Here is a 16688-nt window from a genome sequence, read left to right as displayed (position 1 = left end):
GCCCGGCCATAACGATGTGGAGGCGTCAGCGCATTAATCGCGCCGTTTTGGGTGCAGCACGCTCAGTAATGCGGCTCGTACATCTGGGACTGGACGAGACCCTTCACGTCGTTGGGAGCGGGTCCGTCCGCGAGCCCGCGCTGATAGGCGACATCGGCGACGGCGGCAGCAATGCGGGCCGAGACCTCGCGAATGCGAGGGAGTGCCGGATAGAGGCTGCCCTGTGCGAGGTCCTCCTTGCCGACGCAATCCGCAAGCGTATGGGCGGCCGCCATAAACATCTCGTCCGTCACCAGACGCGAACGGCTGGCGATGACACCGAGGCCAACGCCGGGGAAGATATAGGAGTTGTTGCCCTGGCGCGGCACGAAGGTGCGGCCGTTGAGCTTCACCGGATCATAGGGACTGCCGCAGGCGAACAGTGCGCGGCCCTCGGTATAGCGGTAGGCATCCTCGGCCGAGCATTCGGCCTTCGAGGTCGGGTTGGAGAGCGCGAACACGATCGGCTGCTCGTTGAGCCCGGCCATGGCCTTGAGCACGTCGGGCGTGAAGGCGCCGCCGACCGCGGCGACACCGATGATCGCTGTCGGCTTCAGCGTCTTGATCGCGGTGAGGAAATCCGCGATCGGCGCCTGGTCCGCATGGGCATAACGCAGCTTATGGCCAGAGAGGCCGTCACGGCCGCTGACGACGAGGCCGCGGGAATCCACCAGCCAGTTGCGCCGGAGGGCTTCCGCCTCGGAAGCACCCTCCGCCATCATGGCGGAGACGACGAGATCGGCGATGCCGGTCGCGGCCTCGCCCGCGCCGAGGAACAGGATGCGCTGATCCCTGAGCTTGCCGCCATTGACGCGCAGAGCTGAGAACAGGCCGGCGAGCGCCACGGCCGCGGTGCCCTGGATGTCGTCGTTGAAGACGCAGGCCTCGTCCCGATATTTGTGCAGCAGCTTGAACGCCGAGTGATTGGCGAAATCCTCGAACTGGATCAGCACGCCCGGAAACGTCTTTCGCGCAGCTTGCATGAACTCGTCGACGAAGCTGTCATAGGCCTCGCCTGTGAGTCGCCGCTCGCGCAGGCCGAGATAATAGGGATCGTTCAAGAGCTCTTCGTTGTTGGTGCCGACGTCGAGCACGATCGGCAGGCAATGCTCGGGATGTACGCCTGCGCAGGCGGAATAGAGCGAGAGCTTTCCGACCGGGATGCCCATGCCGTTGGCGCCGAGATCGCCCAGGCCCAGGATGCGCTCGCCATCGGTCACGACGATCAGCTTGGCCGGATAGGGCCAGTTCTCCAGGATCTCGGCGATCTGGCCGCGATCGCGCGATGAGATGAACATGCCGCGCGGCCGCTGGAAGATCAGGCCGTATTTCTGGCAGGCGAGCCCGACCGTCGGCGTGTAGATGATCGGCTGGATCTCGTCGATATTGTCGACGACGACGCGGAAGAACAGCGCCTCGTTGCGGTCATGCAGCGCATTCAGTGCGACATATTTCTCCAGATCCGTCGGTAGCGTGCGCAGATTGGTGAGCACGCGCTCGGCCTGGGTCTCCATCGTCAGCACGCAAGGCGGCAGCAGGCCGCGCAGGCCGAGCGCCTCGCGCTCCTGCGCGGTGAAGGCGGTGCCCTTGTTGAGCAAGGGATCGCGCAGCAGCGTCATGCCGTGGGCGGTGTCGGATGATGTCGAATGGGTGCTGACCCGAGCCGGTCTATTCACGAATTCCCCCAGGGAGTTTCTTATTGAACCGCTGACATTGTCGGCCAGCGCTCACCTGAGATCAAGGACGTAGAGACGAGCGCATCGATTGTGATCTCGCACCGCAGCGAGATTGTCGTGCACGGTAAAAGGTTAACGTCGCAAGCTCTCGCCCCTCATGATGAGGAGCGCGGCACGCGTGTCTCCGGACGATGCTGCGCATCGCCGGGCGAACCATGAAGGCCCCAATCTCGCCGCGGCCATCCTTCGAGACGGCCGCTGCGCGGCCTCCTCAGGATGAGGAGAGCGCTTGTGGCCACGCGCAGCTACTCCGGCTTGATGTCGGCAGCCTTCACGATTGGCCACCATTTCTCGGTCTCGGCCTTCTGGAAGGCCGCGAGCGCCGAAGGCGATTGCTGGTCGGCAGGCGGAATCTCCTGCCCCAATTCGGCAAATCGCTGCTTGACGGAAGCGTCGGCAAGCACGGCGACGATGGCGGCGTTGAGTTTTGTGACGATATCCTTCGGCGTGCTCTTCGGTGCCCAGATGCCGTGCCAGTAGGAGATGTAGAGCCCGGGCAGTCCCGCCTCGTCGACGGTCGGCACGTCGGGCGCGGAGGCAAGCCGCGTCGGCGAGGTCACGGCGAACGCCTTGATCGCGCCGTTCTTGTATTGCGGCAGCGAGTTCGAGGCCTGGTCGAACATGATGTCGATCTGGCCTGCGACGAGATCGATCATGGCAGGCCCCGCGCCGCGATAGGGCACGAACTGGAAGTCGGTGCCGGTCTTCTCCTTGAAGAAGACGCCGGCGACGTGCGCGCCCGTGCCCGCGCCGGCCGTGCCGGCAGTCGCCTTGCCGGGGTTGGCCTTGAGCCAGGCGATCATCTCTTTCAGATTGTTGGCCTCCAGCGACTTCCGTCCGACGATGAGCTGCGTGCCCATCGCGATCGTCGCGACCGGCTCGAAATCGGCGATGATGTCATAGGGCAGCTTGAAGATCGCGCCGTTCAGCACATGCGTGCCCCAATGGCCGATCGTGATGGTCGTGCCGTCAGGCGTAGCGCGCGCGACGCGGGCGCCCGCAATGCTGCCGGAGGCACCGGCGACGTTCTCGACCACGACGGTCGTGTGCAACTGAGCGGCGATCCGCTCGGACAGGATCCGCGCCAGTGTATCGGTCGGACCGCCCGCGGCGAACGGCACCACGAGGGTGATGGGGCGCGACGGAAATGGTTGTGCGCTCGCAGGTGCGGTCCATACCGCACATCCAATCAATGCGCATACGACAATCACATGACCGCGCAATCCGGCCCACAGCCCCCGCATCAGTCTCTCCCCCCTTTTTGCCGCCCGCATGTTGTCAGCGGGCTGGAGCCGGAGTGAACGCTGCCGAGCGGCCGGAGGCAAGCTGGAAATCCCGGCGGGCGGCTATCCAGCCGCTCGCCGTGGCGTCAAATTGGCGGCGCTTTCGGCCGGCGGCGCGATCTGCATCAAAATGGTCTGGACCGGGGATGCCACCTCGATGCCGTTCTGCTGGAAGCGCAGCTTCATGCGGCGATTGAATTCGCGCTGGACCGGCCAGCGGCCGGCCTCCGTGCAGCGGATCTGGCCGACGATCGACACCATGGCACCATCGACCTTGTCGATGCCCCACAGTTCGAGGTCCCCGCGAATTGCCGCGCGAAACTCCGGCTCGTGGCGCATCTCGTCGACGATGTCCTTGAGGATCTGGCCGGCGCGGTCGGTGTCTTCCTTGTAGGCGACATTGACGCTGACGGAGGCATTGCCGGCACCGCGGCTGGCGTTGGTGATGGTCGTTACCGCGCTGAACGGCACGATGTGCACCGCGCCGTCGCCTGCGCGCAGACGAATGGTGCGGATCGAAACGTTCTCGACCACGCCGGAGAGCCCCGAGACGCTGACGTTATCGCCGACCTGGACCGTATTCTCCAGCAGCAGGAACAGGCCGGTGATGAGATCCTGCACCAGCTTCTGTGAGCCGAAGCCGATGGCGATGCCGACGATGCCGGCGCCAGCTAGCAGCGGTGCGACGTTGACGCCGATCTCGCTCAGCGCGGTGAGGCCGACGACGGTGGCGATCAGGCAGAGCAGCGCCGTCCGCAGCATCGGCTGGAAGGTGCGCAGGCGCGCGGCGCGGGCATAGTGCCCGTCCCGCGACAGCGTGTTGATCTGGCGGTCCAGCAGCGCGTTGCTGGCTTCCCAGATGGCAGCGGCAATGATCACGGCGATGCCGATGGTCGCCACCGCCGAAATCAGCCGGCTGCCGATCTGACCTCCATAGAACCAGACGATGGCGTCGACGCCCCAGACTTCGAGCACGGCCACGAAGCCGATGAACGCGATCACGATGGATACGATCTTGCGCAGCAGCGGCAGATACCGGTTGGCGCGGATCTCGAGGCCCGGGAAGCGCTGGAGGATCTCCGGCTTGATGCGGAAGCCGCGGTCGATCAGGCTCATCGTCACCATGATGGCCACGCGCGTGATCAGCGCCACCGCGACGGTGCCGACGAAATATTGCAGCAGCAGCGAATAGCCGTTGCGGATGTTGAGCGCCCAGACCGCCCACAGCGCGAGGTCGAGCGCGATGGCGAGATAGTGCCAGCCGCCGGCAATGCGGTTGCGCAGTCGCGCCGCGATCCCCTGCCGCTCCGCCGGCGCGCGGATGGCTTCGGCGACCTGGCGGCGGCATTGCAGGATGATGACGACGACGAAGAGATGCACCACCAGCATCACCATGCGCAGCAGCGCCGCATAACCGGCGCGATGCAGGCCGAGTAACAGCGCCACATTGGCAAAAGCGATGCCGGTGACGCCGACGCCGACGATCCGCCGCGCCCATATTTCGATATAGGCCGCGGTCTCGGCGCGCACCGGAATCAGGCCGAACGGCCCCGCCAGAGCGCGGACGACGCAGATGAGCCCGCGCGAGAACACGTAGGCATTGACGACGGCGAGGATCACGAGGCGGACGGTCGCGGGATCGCCGATCTCCGTGCCGAGCAGTGCGGTTGCGACGCCGATGAAAACGAACACGGGGAGCAGCTCGAGCAGGAGACGCCCGAGCACGAAGGGCAGCCGCAGCAGCAATTGCCAGACACGAGCGAGACTGTGGCGGCGCTTGTGCAGTTCAGGCGCGGGCGTGACGTCGGCGGCCGATGACGGCGGATCGGCGACGGGCAGCACCTGCGCCGGCAGGCGCGCGGTTTGCGGGACGCGTGCTTCCAGGAATGCGACCGGGCGCCGGATCGCGCGGAAGATCACCCACTCCGCCGCAATGGCGCAGCCGAGCACCAGCGCGAGCTTCCACGCGATCTCGATCAGGAGGTTGTAGGCGGCGGGATCGTTGGCGGTACGTACGATCCAGTAATAGAAGGCGGGGAAATGCGTCAGCGTCCGCGCCACGCTGGCGATCTCGCGCGAGATCTCGCCGATCTCTTCCGACACCGTGAGCAGAAGCTGTGCGCCGAGGCCGTCGGCCGAGAGCGGAATCGGCGATTTCCGCTCGGGCGTAGAGGGCGCAGGCTGCTGCTGACCGGACGCATTCGCGATCACGCGCAGCGTATCGATCATCTGCGCACGCTTTTTGTCGTCCTGCAGCGTCTCCAGCGCACGCTTGGCTTCCTCCGGCGACAGCGCGGCAGCACTGTTGGCGGCCGGCGGCTCTGCACGGACGGCGGAAAGAGATGAGATCGCGAGGAAGAGAGCGGCGAGAAACGCCGGGGCAAGCTTGTGCGACACGAGGATTCCCTGGAAAAATGAATGAGTCGGCGGCGTCGGGACTGTCGCCACCGAAGCACTGCGTCATGTCGGATCGTCGCTATTCGCCCCGGCGCTGTGTCGGAAGTTGGCCAAAGCGGCGACATTCTCTTGGCATTTGCCGCAATGCAGGAAAGGGAACCGTCGGCCCCGCACAGCCAAACATCAACCAATGTGCGATGCGCACGGAAAAACTCTTCCGTCATTCCGGGAGTCGGCCCGGAATGACGGTGAGGAGGAGGAGAAAGCAGGATGTCAAAAGCGCCTGTCGCGGCGGCCGCATCACGGCCATCCGGCCACGATCGGTGTGATGCGAAATACAGCGCCGGGAAGGTAGGGGCTTTGCCTCACTGATGCAGCCCGCTAAACCTTTCCCCGGCGTGCCGTTCGCGGTTTCCGCCGCCATGCGATAGTCCGAACGAGCTCCATCGCACTTAACGCGGCTGGATTTGCGGAGGTGGAGTCATAGACCTCCCCTTGCTCATGAGGTGGACGTTGTGCGTCGCGTATTCGCGACCAACGCCATGCTCCTCCCGTGACACCAGACTGTCAAGCAGGATCAATGGCGCCGGTATCACATTTGAGGACGTGTTCCCTCCACCTCGACAGATTGATCGCAGTGGATCCGGGAATAAATTCCCTCCCGCCGCGTTTGTGTCGGAGAGCCCATTCGCCTTCCGCATTCCATCCATTTCCAGAAAGCCAGACATGAAAGCATTACCTTGCATCGCCGCTGTCGCGGCCCTCCTGACTGGATCAGCCTTCGCGCAGACCCCGCCGCAGACCTCGACCAAGAAGGTCGACGGCACCGAGAACGTCTACGTCTTCCGCTATGGCGGTCATCAGTCGATGTTCGTCGTAACGCCGCAGGGCGTGATCGCGACCGACCCGATCTCGTATCTGCGTCCGGCAAAGCCCTATATCGACGCCATCAAGGCCGTCACCGACAAGCCGATCAAATACGTCATCTACAGCCACCACCACTACGATCACATCGCCGGCGGCCAGCCCTTCAAGGATCTCGGTGCCACCTTCATTGCGCACCGGCGGACCAAGGAGCGCCTGCTCGAGCTGAAGAAGCAGAATTCGCTGCTCGCCGACGTCGTGATGCCGGACCAGGTGATCGACGGCAAGAAGAGCATCACGCTCGGCGGCACCACGCTGGAGCTGAACTATGTCGGCCGCAACCACTCCGACAATTCGCTGGTGATGCGGCTACCGAAGGAGAAGATCGTCTTCGTCGTCGACTTCGCGCCGATCGAGTCCGTGCAGTTCCGCAACATTCCCGACAACGCCTCGCCGGTCGAGTATATCGCCTCGCTGAAGAAGCTGGCGTCGCTCGACTGGGAGCGGATGATCCCCGGCCATCCCTATGCCGGCGGGCGCTTCGGCACCAAGAAGGACGTCGAGGACGACATCGCCTACATGGAAGATCTGTCCGCAGAGGTGAAGAAGGCCGCCGATGCCGGCAAATGCTTCGACACCGCGATGAAGGAAGTGAAGCTGCCGAAATACGAGAAATGGGCCAATTACGAGACCGCCCTTCCCGCCAATATCGAGCGCTTCTGCTACTGGTGGGGCCGCGGGTATTGAGACCGTTCTCCCACTCTCCCCGCTCTTACGGGGTGAGGGGCTGCTTCCGCAAAGATAGTGACAGCTCAGAGACCGTAGGGTGGGAAAATGCGCGTCAGCGCCGTGCCCATCACCGCCGCGCAGATGAAGATGGTGGCACGCTTCGCGTTGCCCACCCTACGCGATCGGAGACCGGAGCAACTTACCGCTTCCCGCTCCCCTTCCCTTCACGCTCCAACGCCTTGCGCACCTCGTCGAATTCGGCAAGCGAGGCCTTGTCGGCACGGGGAAAACGCAGATCCAGCTTTTCGAGCGCCGCGACGATCGCCGAACCGATCACGACGCGCGCGAACCATTTGTGGTCGGCCGGCACGACATACCACGGCGCATGCGACGTTGCCGTATGCCGGACGATGTCCTGATAGACCGCCTGGTAGCGCGGCCACAGCGCGCGCTCCTTGATGTCGTCCATCGAGAACTTCCACTGCTTGGCCGGTTCCTCGAGCCGCTCAAGGAAGCGCTCGCGCTGCTCCTCCTTGGATAGATTGAGGAAGAATTTCAGAACCACCGTGCCGTTGCGGCTGAGATGGCGCTCGAAGGCGGAGATGTCCTCGAACCGCTCCTTCCAGATGTTCTTGGTGACGAGCCTTTGCGGCAGCTTCTGTTTGGCAAGAATCTCCGGGTGCACCCGTGTGACCAGGCACTCCTCGTAATGCGAGCGGTTGAAGATGCCGATATGGCCGCGCTCGGGCAGCGCGATCGCGTGGCGCCAGAGGAAATCGTGATCGAGCTCCTTGGTGCTCGGCGCCTTGAAAGCATGGACTTCGCAACCCTGCGGATTGATGCCCTCGAAGATCGCCTTGATCGCACTATCCTTGCCGCCGGCGTCCATGGCCTGGAACACGATCAGCACCGACCAGCGGTCCTGGGCGTAGAGCTTCTCCTGAAACTCGATCATCCGCTTCTTGTTGGCGTCGAGAATCTCCTGCGCCTTCTCCTTGTCGAGATCGCCCTTCTCGTTGGTCTTGTAATCCTTGAGGTGAAACTTGCCCGATCCGTCGTAACGGAACGGCGTGATGTAGCGGTCAAGTTCCTGGGCGAGCGATTTGGACGGCTTCTTGCTCATGAGCGCGGGGCACCTTGCGTTGCGGCTTCAATCGGTCGAGCAGGCTACCAAGGATGCCCTTGGGAAGGAATATGATGAAAAGGACCAGCAGCACGCCATAGACGAGGTTGTCCCAGCCGACCGCCTTGGTGCCGAAGCCGATCCGCAGGGTTTCCGCCAGCAGAATGGTGATGACAGCGCCGAAGGTCGGGCCGAGCGAGACGAACAGGCCGCCGACGATGGCCGCGAACACCATCTGGAGCGACACCGCGATGCCGCTGACAGTGTCGGGGGTGATGAACATCTGGTACTGGCAGTAGATTGCGCCGGCAAGCGCCGTCATCACGGCACTGAGCAGCGTGATCTTCAGCTTCTCGGCGGTGACGTCGACGCCCGCCGCGGCCGCGGCATCCTCATCCTCCGAGATCGCCTCGAGTGCGTAGCGGGCCATGCTGCGGTCGACCCAGTGCCAGACCACGATGCCGAAAAGCCAGACCCCGAGCGCGATCAGGTACCAGGTGGTCTTGTCGTCGAATTGCAGCGCGAGCAGCTTGTTGCCGGAGGCGCGATTCGGCGTATAGCCGAGCGAGCCGCCGGTATAGTCACGCGTCGCCGTGATGACCTGGAGCACGATGCCTGACAGCGCCAACGTCACCAGCACGAAATAATGTCCGGTGATGCGGAAGCGGAAGCAGGGATAGCCGACGATCAGGGCCAGCGCGCCGGCTGTGACCATGGCGATGGGGATGCCGATCCACGGCGACCACCCCAGGTGATTCCAGAGCAGCGCAGTGACATAGGCGCCGATCCCCATGAAGCCGCCATGACCGAGCGAGACGAGGCCGAACCGCCCCATCATCGACCATGAGGTGTAGGCGAACGACCAGATCAGGATCAGCACCAGAATGTGCAGATGATAGGGGTCGCGATAGAGGAAGGGCAGCGCGACCAGCGCCGCCAGCCCGACCGCCCATGCCGCAAGCCGCCCCTGCCCCATCATCGGCGCCTCGCAAGCAGGCCCGCGGGCCGGATGAACATCATGACGATGAAGAAGGCGAAGGCGAGCACGTAGCCCCATTCGAGATCGGAGAACAGGCCGCCGAGCGAGATGATCTCGGCGAACAGGAAGGCGGCGATGAAGCCCCCGATGAAATTGCCCAGCCCCCCGAGCACGCAGATCAGGAAGGTGATCGGCCCGAAGGACAGGCCGACGAAGGGGTGCACGTCATATTGCAGCACAAGCAGACAAGCCGCGAGCCCGGCCAACGCACCGCCAAGCGCCGAGGTGATGAGATAGATCCGCCGGGTATCGACGCCCATCAGCGCCATGATCTGGCGGTCCTGCGAGATGGCGCGGATCGCGGTGCCGGTGAAGGTCCGCGTCATGAACAGATAGACCGCGACCATCCCGACCAGCGCCGCCAGGAAGGACAGAAGCCGCGCGTAGCTGAAATTCATGTCCCCGAAGGCGAGCACCGGCAGGCGGATGCCGAGGTTGCGGAAGTCGATGCCGAAAGCGACGGTGGCAAAGCTCTGGAGCACGAACAGCACCCCGCCGGTCGCGAGCAGCTGGTTGATCGGGGGCGCAGTCAGCAGCGGCGCGATCACGAGATAGTGCAGCGCCGCGCCGAGCACCGCGACCAGTAGGATCGTAAGCGGCGCGGCAACGAAATAGCTGACACCGTAATACTGCACCATGAAATACATGGCGTACATGCCGATCATCACCAGCTCCGCGTAGCAGATCCAGGTCACGTCGATGACGCCGAAGATCAAATTGAGCCCGAGTGCGAGCAGTGCCAGCACGCCGCCGAGCAGGATGCCGTTGATCACGGCCTCCAGCAGATAGATGTCGAAAATGTCCAAAAAAGCTTGCATGCCCGCATGAACCTCACACCCCGAGATACGCTTCCTTGACCGTGTCACTCGCCAGCATCTCGGCCGAGGTGCCGGACGCCCGGATCGAGCCGGCCTCGATCAGATAGGCGCGATCGACGACCCGCAGCACCTGCTGCACGTTCTGCTCGACGATCAGCACGGTCAGGCCGCTGGCGCGGATCCGCTTCACCAGCTCGAACACCTGCTGCACCACGACCGGCGCCAGCCCCGCAGACGGCTCGTCGAGCAGCAGCAGCTTTGGATTCGACATCAGCGCGCGGCCGATCGCGCACATCTGCTGCTCGCCGCCGGACATCGTGCCGGCCATCTGGTGGCGGCGCTCCTTCAGGCGTGGAAACAAATCGAACACGACCTCCAGCCGCTCGGCATACTGGCCGCGCGCCTCCTTCATGAAAGCGCCCATCTTGAGATTGTCGTCCACCGTGAGCTGTGGGAACAGCCGCCGGTTCTCCGGCACATGCGCGATGCCGAGGCTGACGATCTTGTGCGGCGGCGTCGCCACGACGTCGACGCCCTCCATCCTGATCGACCCGCGCGAGGGGCGGATCAGGCCGGAGATGACGCGCATCAGGGTGGTCTTGCCGGCGCCGTTGGGGCCGATGACGCCAACGGCTTCGCCGGCCTTCACGTCGAGATTGACATCGAACAGCGCTTGGAAGGTGCCGTAGCCGGCATTGACGCCGCGGAGCTCCAGCATCGTCTAGCCTCCCGCGCGGCGGCGCGCTTCGGCGGCCGCGGCCTGCGTCGTCTCGGCGTCGGTGCCGAGATAGACCTCGATGACGCGCGGATCGCCCGCAACCGCGCTCGGCAATCCTTCCGAGATCTTCTCGCCGTGATCCAGCACCATGACGCGGTCGACGACGCGCATCAGCACGCCCATGATGTGCTCGACCCAGATGATGGTGATGCCGAGCTCGTCGCGGATGTTGCGCAGCATGTCGGCTGCCTGGTCCATCTCCGCCTCGTCGAGGCCGCCGAGGCTCTCGTCGGCGAGCAGCAGTTTTGGCGCCGTGGCGAGCGCTTTCGCAAGTTCGAGCTTCTTCAGGCCAGCCGCCCCGAGCCCATCGACGCTGGCATGGCGATCGGTCGGCAAGCCCACCATCGCAAGTGACCGCTCGGCCGCCTCCTCCGCTCTGGCACGGCTGTGGCGGCCCTGGCCGTAGAAGCCGGCCAGTGCGACGTTCTCGAAGATCGTCAGGCGTCGGAACGGCCGCGGAATCTGGAAGGTGCGGCCGATGCCGCTGTTGATGATCCGGTGCGGCGCAAGCCCTGCGATCTGGGAGCCGCCGAACAGGATCGAACCTGATGTCGGCGCCAACGTGCCGGAGAGCATGTTGAAGATCGTGCTCTTGCCCGAGCCGTTGGGGCCGATCAGGCCGAGAATCTCGCCCTGATCAACTCGAAACGACACATTGTTGACGGCGGTGAAGCCACCAAACCGCTTCACCAGCCCGCTGACTTCCAGCACCGCACCGCTCCGCCGCTACTGGTTGCTGTAGGTGGTGCCCTTCGGCAGCGGCAGCACGGCCTCGCGCTGCGCCTGACTCTTGGGCCACACCACAGAGGATTTGTCGTCGATGTACTGGATCACGACCGGGAACGACCGCTCGTTCTGCCCGGCCATCGGCGTGCCCTCGCCGTAGAACTTGACGCCGAAGCCGAGCATCGTGCCGCCTTCGGGGATGTCGGTGTCGAGCGCGGCCTTGCGCAACGCGTCGGGATCGACGCCGCCATACTTTTTGATCGCGCGCGGCAATACGTCCGACATGAAGACATAGGTGTTGGACGCGCCGATGCCGACATGTGCGGAGCGGATGGCGACGCCGGGCCTGATCTTGTCGAACTCCTCGCCGACCATCTTGATGACAGGCGGGAGCTTCGGATCCATGGTCTTCTGGTTGGCGAGCCAGATCGATATCGGGTCGGTGTTGAAGATGTAGGTGGCGTCAGCCCCCATCCCCTCTTTCAGCTTCTCGTAGACGCCATAGCCGGCGCCATGGCCCATGAGCGCCCCGAACTTCAGCCCCTGCTCGCGGGCCTGGCGCAGCAACAGCGTGATATCGGGGTTGTAGCCGGTGTGGAAAATGACATCGGGCTTGGCACGCTTCAGCTTGGTCACCAGCGCGGAGAGATCGGGCGCTGTCGCCGAATACCCCTCCTTCATCACGACGTTGAAGCCCGCCTTCTTCGCGCCGGCCTCATTGCCCCTGGAGACGTCGACGCCATAGGCGCCATCCTCGTGGATGATGGCGACGCGCAGGTCCTTCGGCTCCTTGTCGAACTTCGCCTTGGCATTCTGCGCGATGAAATCCATCGTCATCATGCCGAACTGGTCACCGCTCGCCTGCGGGCGGAATACGTATTTGTAGCCCTTCTCGTTGAACACGGCCGACGAGATGCAGGTCGTCATCCACATGAACTTCTTGAGCTGCTCGACGCGGGCGGCCACCGGCACGCATTGCGCCGAGGAGAAGAAGCCGAGCACCATGTCCACCTTCTCCTGCTCGAGCAGGCGGACGGATTCGTTGATGGCGACGTCGGGCTTGCTTTGCGCGTCGGCATAGACCGCCTCGATCTTGTAGCCCTCGACGCCGGTCTTGGCGAAATGGTCGAGAATAATTTTTGCGCCGATATAACCGAGCTCAGATCCACCGCCCGCGAGAGGCCCGGTCAGGTCGAAAACAACGCCGATCTTGATCTTCTTCTCTTGAGCCTGAGCCGAAGCCATCAAGCCCGTCGCTGATATCGCGACCAACAGCCCACGTATCAAGCGGGCAGCCATGCGCAGGCGCATCAAAACCTCCCTGGACGATTGTGCATTGCATTCTTTTTGCTTTTGCTTTTTTGCCCATCACATGGGCTGAGCGCAGCGATGTCAAGCCTCGCGCGTCAGCGCGAAGCGAACTGCTGCTCGACAAAGGCCGTGACAAATCGCGGCATGGCCGGCGTGAGGTCGCTGATCCCGCGCACGAGATGAATGGCCGACAACTCCGGATCGGCCTCGCGGGCGAGATTGGCCTCGATCCGGGCACGGGCCACGTCGCCCGGCATGTCCAGGTTGATGATTTGAATCATTGCAATCGACGGACCGGTGACGACGCAGTGCCAGTCCGGCTGTATCAGGTAGTCGGCCGGGGTCAGGCCGGTCTCTTCTCCGAGTTCGCGGATCACACTGCCGGGAATGTCGAGCGCACCGGCCCTGACGTCGTCGAGATCAGGCGTGCCCGAGGGGAAATAGATGCGGCCCGCATTGGCTGTGTGCTGCGCCATCTCGCCCATGATGAAGGCACCATCCGAGGCGCGCAGCGCGCCCATGCCGAAGCCGTTGAATACCGCCTTGTCGGGAAAGCCCCAGTCGCGCCAGGCCAGGAAGCTCGCGAAATCCGTCTCGAAATAGGTCGCGGCGAGATGGCCGTCCATGAACACCGCATCGCGCCCGAGCAGGACGCGGCCGTTCCACATTTTCGGCCGCTCGCGCTGCTTCTCGGCGAAATGCGCCGCGATCTCGGCGCGGCGCTCCTCGGCGAACGGCCAGGCGATCGGCCGCACGGCAAGATCAAGCGTCGTGGCGCGATGAATGACCGGTGACGTCATGACGCCCGATGACACCGCCTTCGCGTCAGCTATTTGGCGCTCCCCGTGGTCTTCTTGGCCTGATCGACGAACTTGTTGGTAAAGGTCTTGCTGACGTCGATCTTGGCGTTCGCGACCTCGGGCGAGCCGACGCTGAACACCGCGAGCACGGCGTCCGCGCCCTTCGGGTCCATCTTGCCGGTTTCCGAGAACATCGGGATCGTGTTCTTCAGCGCGGCGAGATAAAGCTCCTTGTTCTTGCCGACCATCTCGTCAGGCATCTTCGCCATGATCTCCTCAGGCGAATGCGAATGGATCCAGGCGATCGTGGCGAGCATTGCGTTGGTGAGCGCCTGCGTTTCCTTCTCGTGGCCGTTGATCCAGGCCACCGTCGAGTACAGCGCGCCACCCGGATATTCGCCGCCGAACGTCTCGAGCGTATCCTTCTGCGTGCGCGTGTCGCTGAGGATGCGCAGATCCTTGTGGCTGCCCTGGAGCACGGTGACGGAGGGATCGAGCATCACGGCGGCATCGAGCTGCCCCTGCTCCATCGCGGCGACCGCGGTCGCGCCCAGGCCGACGCCGATCACGGCGGTGCCGGCGGGATCGAGCCCGTTCTTCTTCAGCAGATATTTGAGGAAGAAGTCGGTGGAGGAGCCGGGCGCGCTGACGCCGACCTTCTTGCCGGCGAGATCCTTGACCGACTTGATGTCATTGGTGCGCGAGGGCGCGACCACCAGCACGAGGCCGGGATAGCGGTCATAGACCACGAAGGCCTGAAGCTCTTGCTTCTTGGCGGCGAGATTGACGCAATGATCGAAATAGCCGGAGACCACGTCGGCGCTGCCGCCGAGCACGGCCTTGAGCGCATCCGAGCCGCCCTTGAGGTCCACGAGCTCGACATTGAGGCCCGCTTTCTCGTATTCGCCGAGCTGCTTGGCCAGCACCGTCGGCAGATAGCACAGGCAGGCGCCGCCGCCGACCGCGATGGTCACCTTGCTTTGCGCCGCGGCAAGACCGGTGGTGAGCGTCAGCGCGAGCAGCGCGCCGGCGAGCCTGGCAATCGTGTTCTTCATTGGTTTCCTCCGTTCGGCTGCCGGCACCATAGAGCAGCGGGATTGGCTTGAGAAGCACTGCCAAAGTGCGACTCGCCATCAGCCCTTCGGCGCAATAGCATGGGTCCACAACAACAATTCTTGATGGGGAGGATCATCCATGAATCGCCTTGCAATGGGCCTGTCGATCGCCGCCGCCTTTGCCGCCGGATGCGGCGCAAACCAACTGCTCCGGCCGGCGCTGGCCGCCGAGAACGTCACCGCGCAGATCATCCATACCGGCGAGATGGAAGGCGACGCGCTCGGCCCCGCCAACAATGTCGGCTACCGTTCCAAGATGTTCGCCAGCGCCGACGGCGCCACCATCTCGATCCAGGTCGGAAATGTGCCCAAGCACATGCATCCCAACACCAACGAGATCCAGTACATCCTGGACGGGACCGGGACGATCTGGCTCGGCGACAAGGAGGTGACGGTGAAACCCGGCGACCTCGTCATCATCCCCAAGGGGACCCCGCATGGCGGCACCAAGCCGATCAGCGGTCAGGTCAAGGCCATCGCGATCAAGACGCCGCCGCAGGCGCCCGACGACACCAAGCTGCTGGACTAGGCTCCCCGCAACTCGGGCCGGTTGAACGTTCGGGCTCGCACTGCCGTGCGGGCCCATTTCGTCAGTTTCGAGGCTAGATCGGGCGCGTCTGCTTCCGGATCTCGTTCGCGATCGGCTTGAGGGTGTCTCCCGGAAGCTGGCCGACGAGCGTGTAACCCATGCCGCCATCCGCCCACACGAAGCCCGCGACATCTCCGGTCGATTGCGGCATCATCGGCGTATCCAGGTTGCGGTTGCTCATCGGACGCGTCAACACGACAAGCCGGTCGCCGTGATCGTCATCGTACATGAACATCGCGGCCGGGCCGTGCGACGTCGCAACCAGGCGACCGCCCATCAGCCGATAACCTGAGACGGATAGGTCCGGCACCTTGACCGGCTGTTTCAGCCGATTCGACACCCATCGCGTGAGCTCTGCACTTTCGGACGCGCGTATCTCGACCGGCCGCACGCGGTCCGGTGCGTAAACGCCGTACGAATAGGCCGCCTCCTGTGCCAGCGCGGAGAGTCCGTTCGAGCCCTCCTGCAAAGCGCTGCGCATGGTCCATCCGCCGAGACCGCCGATGCCGAGAAGCAACATCGCAGCGATCGCCCACCACGCCCGCATGGGAGACCGCCTCCGGCTCTCTATGATGTGCGACAGATTGAGTTCGGCCGGCAACGGTTCCTCGACGATCGGCGCAAACGCGCCGCGCAGCTGCTCGCGCTGGGTGGCGAAGGCCGCAACGCGCGCGGCGACATCCTGATGATCGTCGAGATAGGATGCGACCTCCGCCCGCCGCTCAGGCTCGAGCGCCTGGTCGACATAGGCGTGGAGATCGTCCTCAGTGATCGGCCGTCGGTTCATTTCACGCCCCGCAATGCCACGACGTTCCCTGGAGCCACGCCCTCCACCTCCTGCAATAACCTCTCCCGCGCGCGCGACAGGCGTGACATCACGGTCCCGACCGGGATCTTCAGCACTCCCGCGGCGTCCGCGTAGGATAGATCCTCAACCGCAACAAGCAACAACACGGCACGCTGCTCTTCCGGCAATCTCTCGAGCTTTTTCAGGACATCCTGATAGATCAGCCTTTGCTCCTGCGCGGCGGCACTGACAAGCTCACGCTCGCCTGCATCGTCGATCGGCATATGCCTGCCCCGCGCCGTCGCCTTGCGGAATTGCGTGACCGCCAGATTGTGGAGGATGCTGAACAGCCAGGCGCGCACGCTGCCGTCGCGCCGCTGATGCCAATGGCTGACGGCACGCTCCAGGCAATCCTGAACCAGATCATCGGCAGCCGCGCGATCGCGCAAAAGCGCGCGCGCGTAACGGCGGAGCGCGGGGATAAGCGGCTCGACCTGAACCAGCATGTCCTTCACGAGGCGCTCCATCTGCCCTTTGCCGACGTCGGACGGCGC

Annotated in this window: 15 protein-coding genes; 2 read left to right on the top strand and 13 right to left on the bottom strand. The window is 64.1% G+C overall.

Features of this window, described 5'->3' with window-relative positions; all coding sequences use genetic code 11:
- Positions 1–62 precede the first annotated feature (62 nt).
- The 3 genes from JQ627_RS17760 to JQ627_RS17750 all read right to left on the bottom strand — a co-directional run bounded on the left by JQ627_RS17760 (position 63) and on the right by JQ627_RS17750 (position 5455).
- Positions 63–1715: an NAD-dependent malic enzyme gene (locus JQ627_RS17760; RefSeq protein WP_212485447.1), complete on the bottom strand. Its 1653-nt coding sequence runs from the start codon at positions 1713–1715 to the stop codon at positions 63–65.
- Between the two features lie 305 nt (positions 1716–2020).
- Complete coding sequence (locus tag JQ627_RS17755; RefSeq protein WP_212485446.1) at positions 2021–3019, bottom strand: tripartite tricarboxylate transporter substrate binding protein; 999 nt, start codon at positions 3017–3019, stop codon at positions 2021–2023.
- Positions 3020–3121: 102 nt separating this feature from the next.
- Complete coding sequence (locus tag JQ627_RS17750; RefSeq protein ID WP_212485445.1) at positions 3122–5455, bottom strand: mechanosensitive ion channel domain-containing protein; 2334 nt, start codon at positions 5453–5455, stop codon at positions 3122–3124.
- Between the two features lie 726 nt (positions 5456–6181).
- On the opposite strand from JQ627_RS17750, the gene JQ627_RS17745 reads away from it, so the two are divergent.
- The gene (locus JQ627_RS17745) at positions 6182–7066 is read left to right on the top strand and encodes an MBL fold metallo-hydrolase (protein WP_212485444.1); all 885 of its coding nucleotides are present in this window, start codon (positions 6182–6184) and stop codon (positions 7064–7066) included.
- 181 nt (positions 7067–7247) lie between these two features.
- Here JQ627_RS17745 and JQ627_RS17740 read toward each other — a convergent pair whose 3' ends face one another.
- From JQ627_RS17740 to JQ627_RS17705, 8 genes are all read right to left on the bottom strand, one after another.
- Complete coding sequence (locus JQ627_RS17740) at positions 7248–8171, bottom strand: polyphosphate kinase 2 family protein (RefSeq protein WP_212485443.1); 924 nt, start codon at positions 8169–8171, stop codon at positions 7248–7250.
- Positions 8131–9150 carry a branched-chain amino acid ABC transporter permease gene (locus JQ627_RS17735; RefSeq protein ID WP_212485442.1) on the bottom strand — a complete coding sequence of 340 codons (1020 nt, stop codon included), beginning with the start codon at positions 9148–9150 and terminating at the stop codon, positions 8131–8133. Before JQ627_RS17735 ends, JQ627_RS17740 begins: the two co-directional genes overlap by 41 nt.
- On the bottom strand, positions 9147–10028 hold the full coding sequence (locus tag JQ627_RS17730; RefSeq protein WP_212485441.1) for a branched-chain amino acid ABC transporter permease: 882 nt from the start codon (positions 10026–10028) through the stop codon (positions 9147–9149). Before JQ627_RS17730 ends, JQ627_RS17735 begins: the two co-directional genes overlap by 4 nt.
- A gap of 13 nt (positions 10029–10041) precedes the next feature.
- Complete coding sequence (locus tag JQ627_RS17725; protein ID WP_212485440.1) at positions 10042–10746, bottom strand: ABC transporter ATP-binding protein; 705 nt, start codon at positions 10744–10746, stop codon at positions 10042–10044.
- A 3-nt stretch (positions 10747–10749) separates the two neighbouring features.
- Positions 10750–11517: an ABC transporter ATP-binding protein gene (locus JQ627_RS17720; protein ID WP_212485439.1), complete on the bottom strand. Its 768-nt coding sequence runs from the start codon at positions 11515–11517 to the stop codon at positions 10750–10752.
- Positions 11518–11532: 15 nt separating this feature from the next.
- A complete protein-coding gene (locus JQ627_RS17715) occupies positions 11533–12843 on the bottom strand; it encodes an ABC transporter substrate-binding protein (RefSeq protein ID WP_212485438.1) in 1311 nt (436 codons plus the stop codon).
- 95 nt (positions 12844–12938) lie between these two features.
- A complete protein-coding gene (locus JQ627_RS17710) occupies positions 12939–13643 on the bottom strand; it encodes an NUDIX hydrolase (RefSeq protein ID WP_212485437.1) in 705 nt (234 codons plus the stop codon).
- Positions 13644–13672: 29 nt separating this feature from the next.
- A complete protein-coding gene (locus JQ627_RS17705; protein WP_212485436.1) occupies positions 13673–14698 on the bottom strand; it encodes an ABC transporter substrate-binding protein in 1026 nt (341 codons plus the stop codon).
- A 139-nt stretch (positions 14699–14837) separates the two neighbouring features.
- Between JQ627_RS17705 and JQ627_RS17700 the strand changes: the two genes are divergently transcribed.
- Positions 14838–15287 (top strand): cupin domain-containing protein, encoded by a 450-nt coding sequence (locus JQ627_RS17700; protein ID WP_014493081.1) that lies wholly within the window; start codon positions 14838–14840, stop codon positions 15285–15287.
- Positions 15288–15360: 73 nt separating this feature from the next.
- Here JQ627_RS17700 and JQ627_RS17695 read toward each other — a convergent pair whose 3' ends face one another.
- Entirely contained in the window at positions 15361–16134 is a 774-nt protein-coding gene (locus tag JQ627_RS17695) for an anti-sigma factor (RefSeq protein WP_212485435.1), read from the bottom strand.
- Positions 16131–16649 (bottom strand): sigma-70 family RNA polymerase sigma factor, encoded by a 519-nt coding sequence (locus JQ627_RS17690; RefSeq protein ID WP_312015775.1) that lies wholly within the window; start codon positions 16647–16649, stop codon positions 16131–16133. The genes JQ627_RS17695 and JQ627_RS17690 overlap by 4 nt, the downstream gene beginning before the upstream one ends.
- Between the last annotated feature and the right edge of the window lie 39 nt (positions 16650–16688).

It is taken from the genome of Bradyrhizobium liaoningense (assembly GCF_018130785.1).
Lineage (GTDB): Bacteria > Pseudomonadota > Alphaproteobacteria > Rhizobiales > Xanthobacteraceae > Bradyrhizobium > Bradyrhizobium liaoningense_A.
This window is presented reverse-complemented; position numbering and strand designations above follow the sequence as displayed.

Coding starts and splice junctions, on each gene's coding strand:
- JQ627_RS17735 (WP_212485442.1), bottom strand. CDS start 9,150: ATGATGGGGCAGGGGCGGCTTGCGGCATGGGCGGTCGGGCTGGCGGCG.
- JQ627_RS17740 (WP_212485443.1), bottom strand. CDS start 8,171: ATGAGCAAGAAGCCGTCCAAATCGCTCGCCCAGGAACTTGACCGCTAC.
- JQ627_RS17725 (WP_212485440.1), bottom strand. CDS start 10,746: ATGCTGGAGCTCCGCGGCGTCAATGCCGGCTACGGCACCTTCCAAGCG.
- JQ627_RS17730 (WP_212485441.1), bottom strand. CDS start 10,028: ATGCAAGCTTTTTTGGACATTTTCGACATCTATCTGCTGGAGGCCGTG.
- JQ627_RS17700 (WP_014493081.1), top strand. CDS start 14,838: ATGAATCGCCTTGCAATGGGCCTGTCGATCGCCGCCGCCTTTGCCGCC.
- JQ627_RS17755 (WP_212485446.1), bottom strand. CDS start 3,019: ATGCGGGGGCTGTGGGCCGGATTGCGCGGTCATGTGATTGTCGTATGC.
- JQ627_RS17710 (WP_212485437.1), bottom strand. CDS start 13,643: ATGACGTCACCGGTCATTCATCGCGCCACGACGCTTGATCTTGCCGTG.
- JQ627_RS17745 (WP_212485444.1), top strand. CDS start 6,182: ATGAAAGCATTACCTTGCATCGCCGCTGTCGCGGCCCTCCTGACTGGA.
- JQ627_RS17705 (WP_212485436.1), bottom strand. CDS start 14,698: ATGAAGAACACGATTGCCAGGCTCGCCGGCGCGCTGCTCGCGCTGACG.
- JQ627_RS17715 (WP_212485438.1), bottom strand. CDS start 12,843: ATGCGCCTGCGCATGGCTGCCCGCTTGATACGTGGGCTGTTGGTCGCG.
- JQ627_RS17695 (WP_212485435.1), bottom strand. CDS start 16,134: ATGAACCGACGGCCGATCACTGAGGACGATCTCCACGCCTATGTCGAC.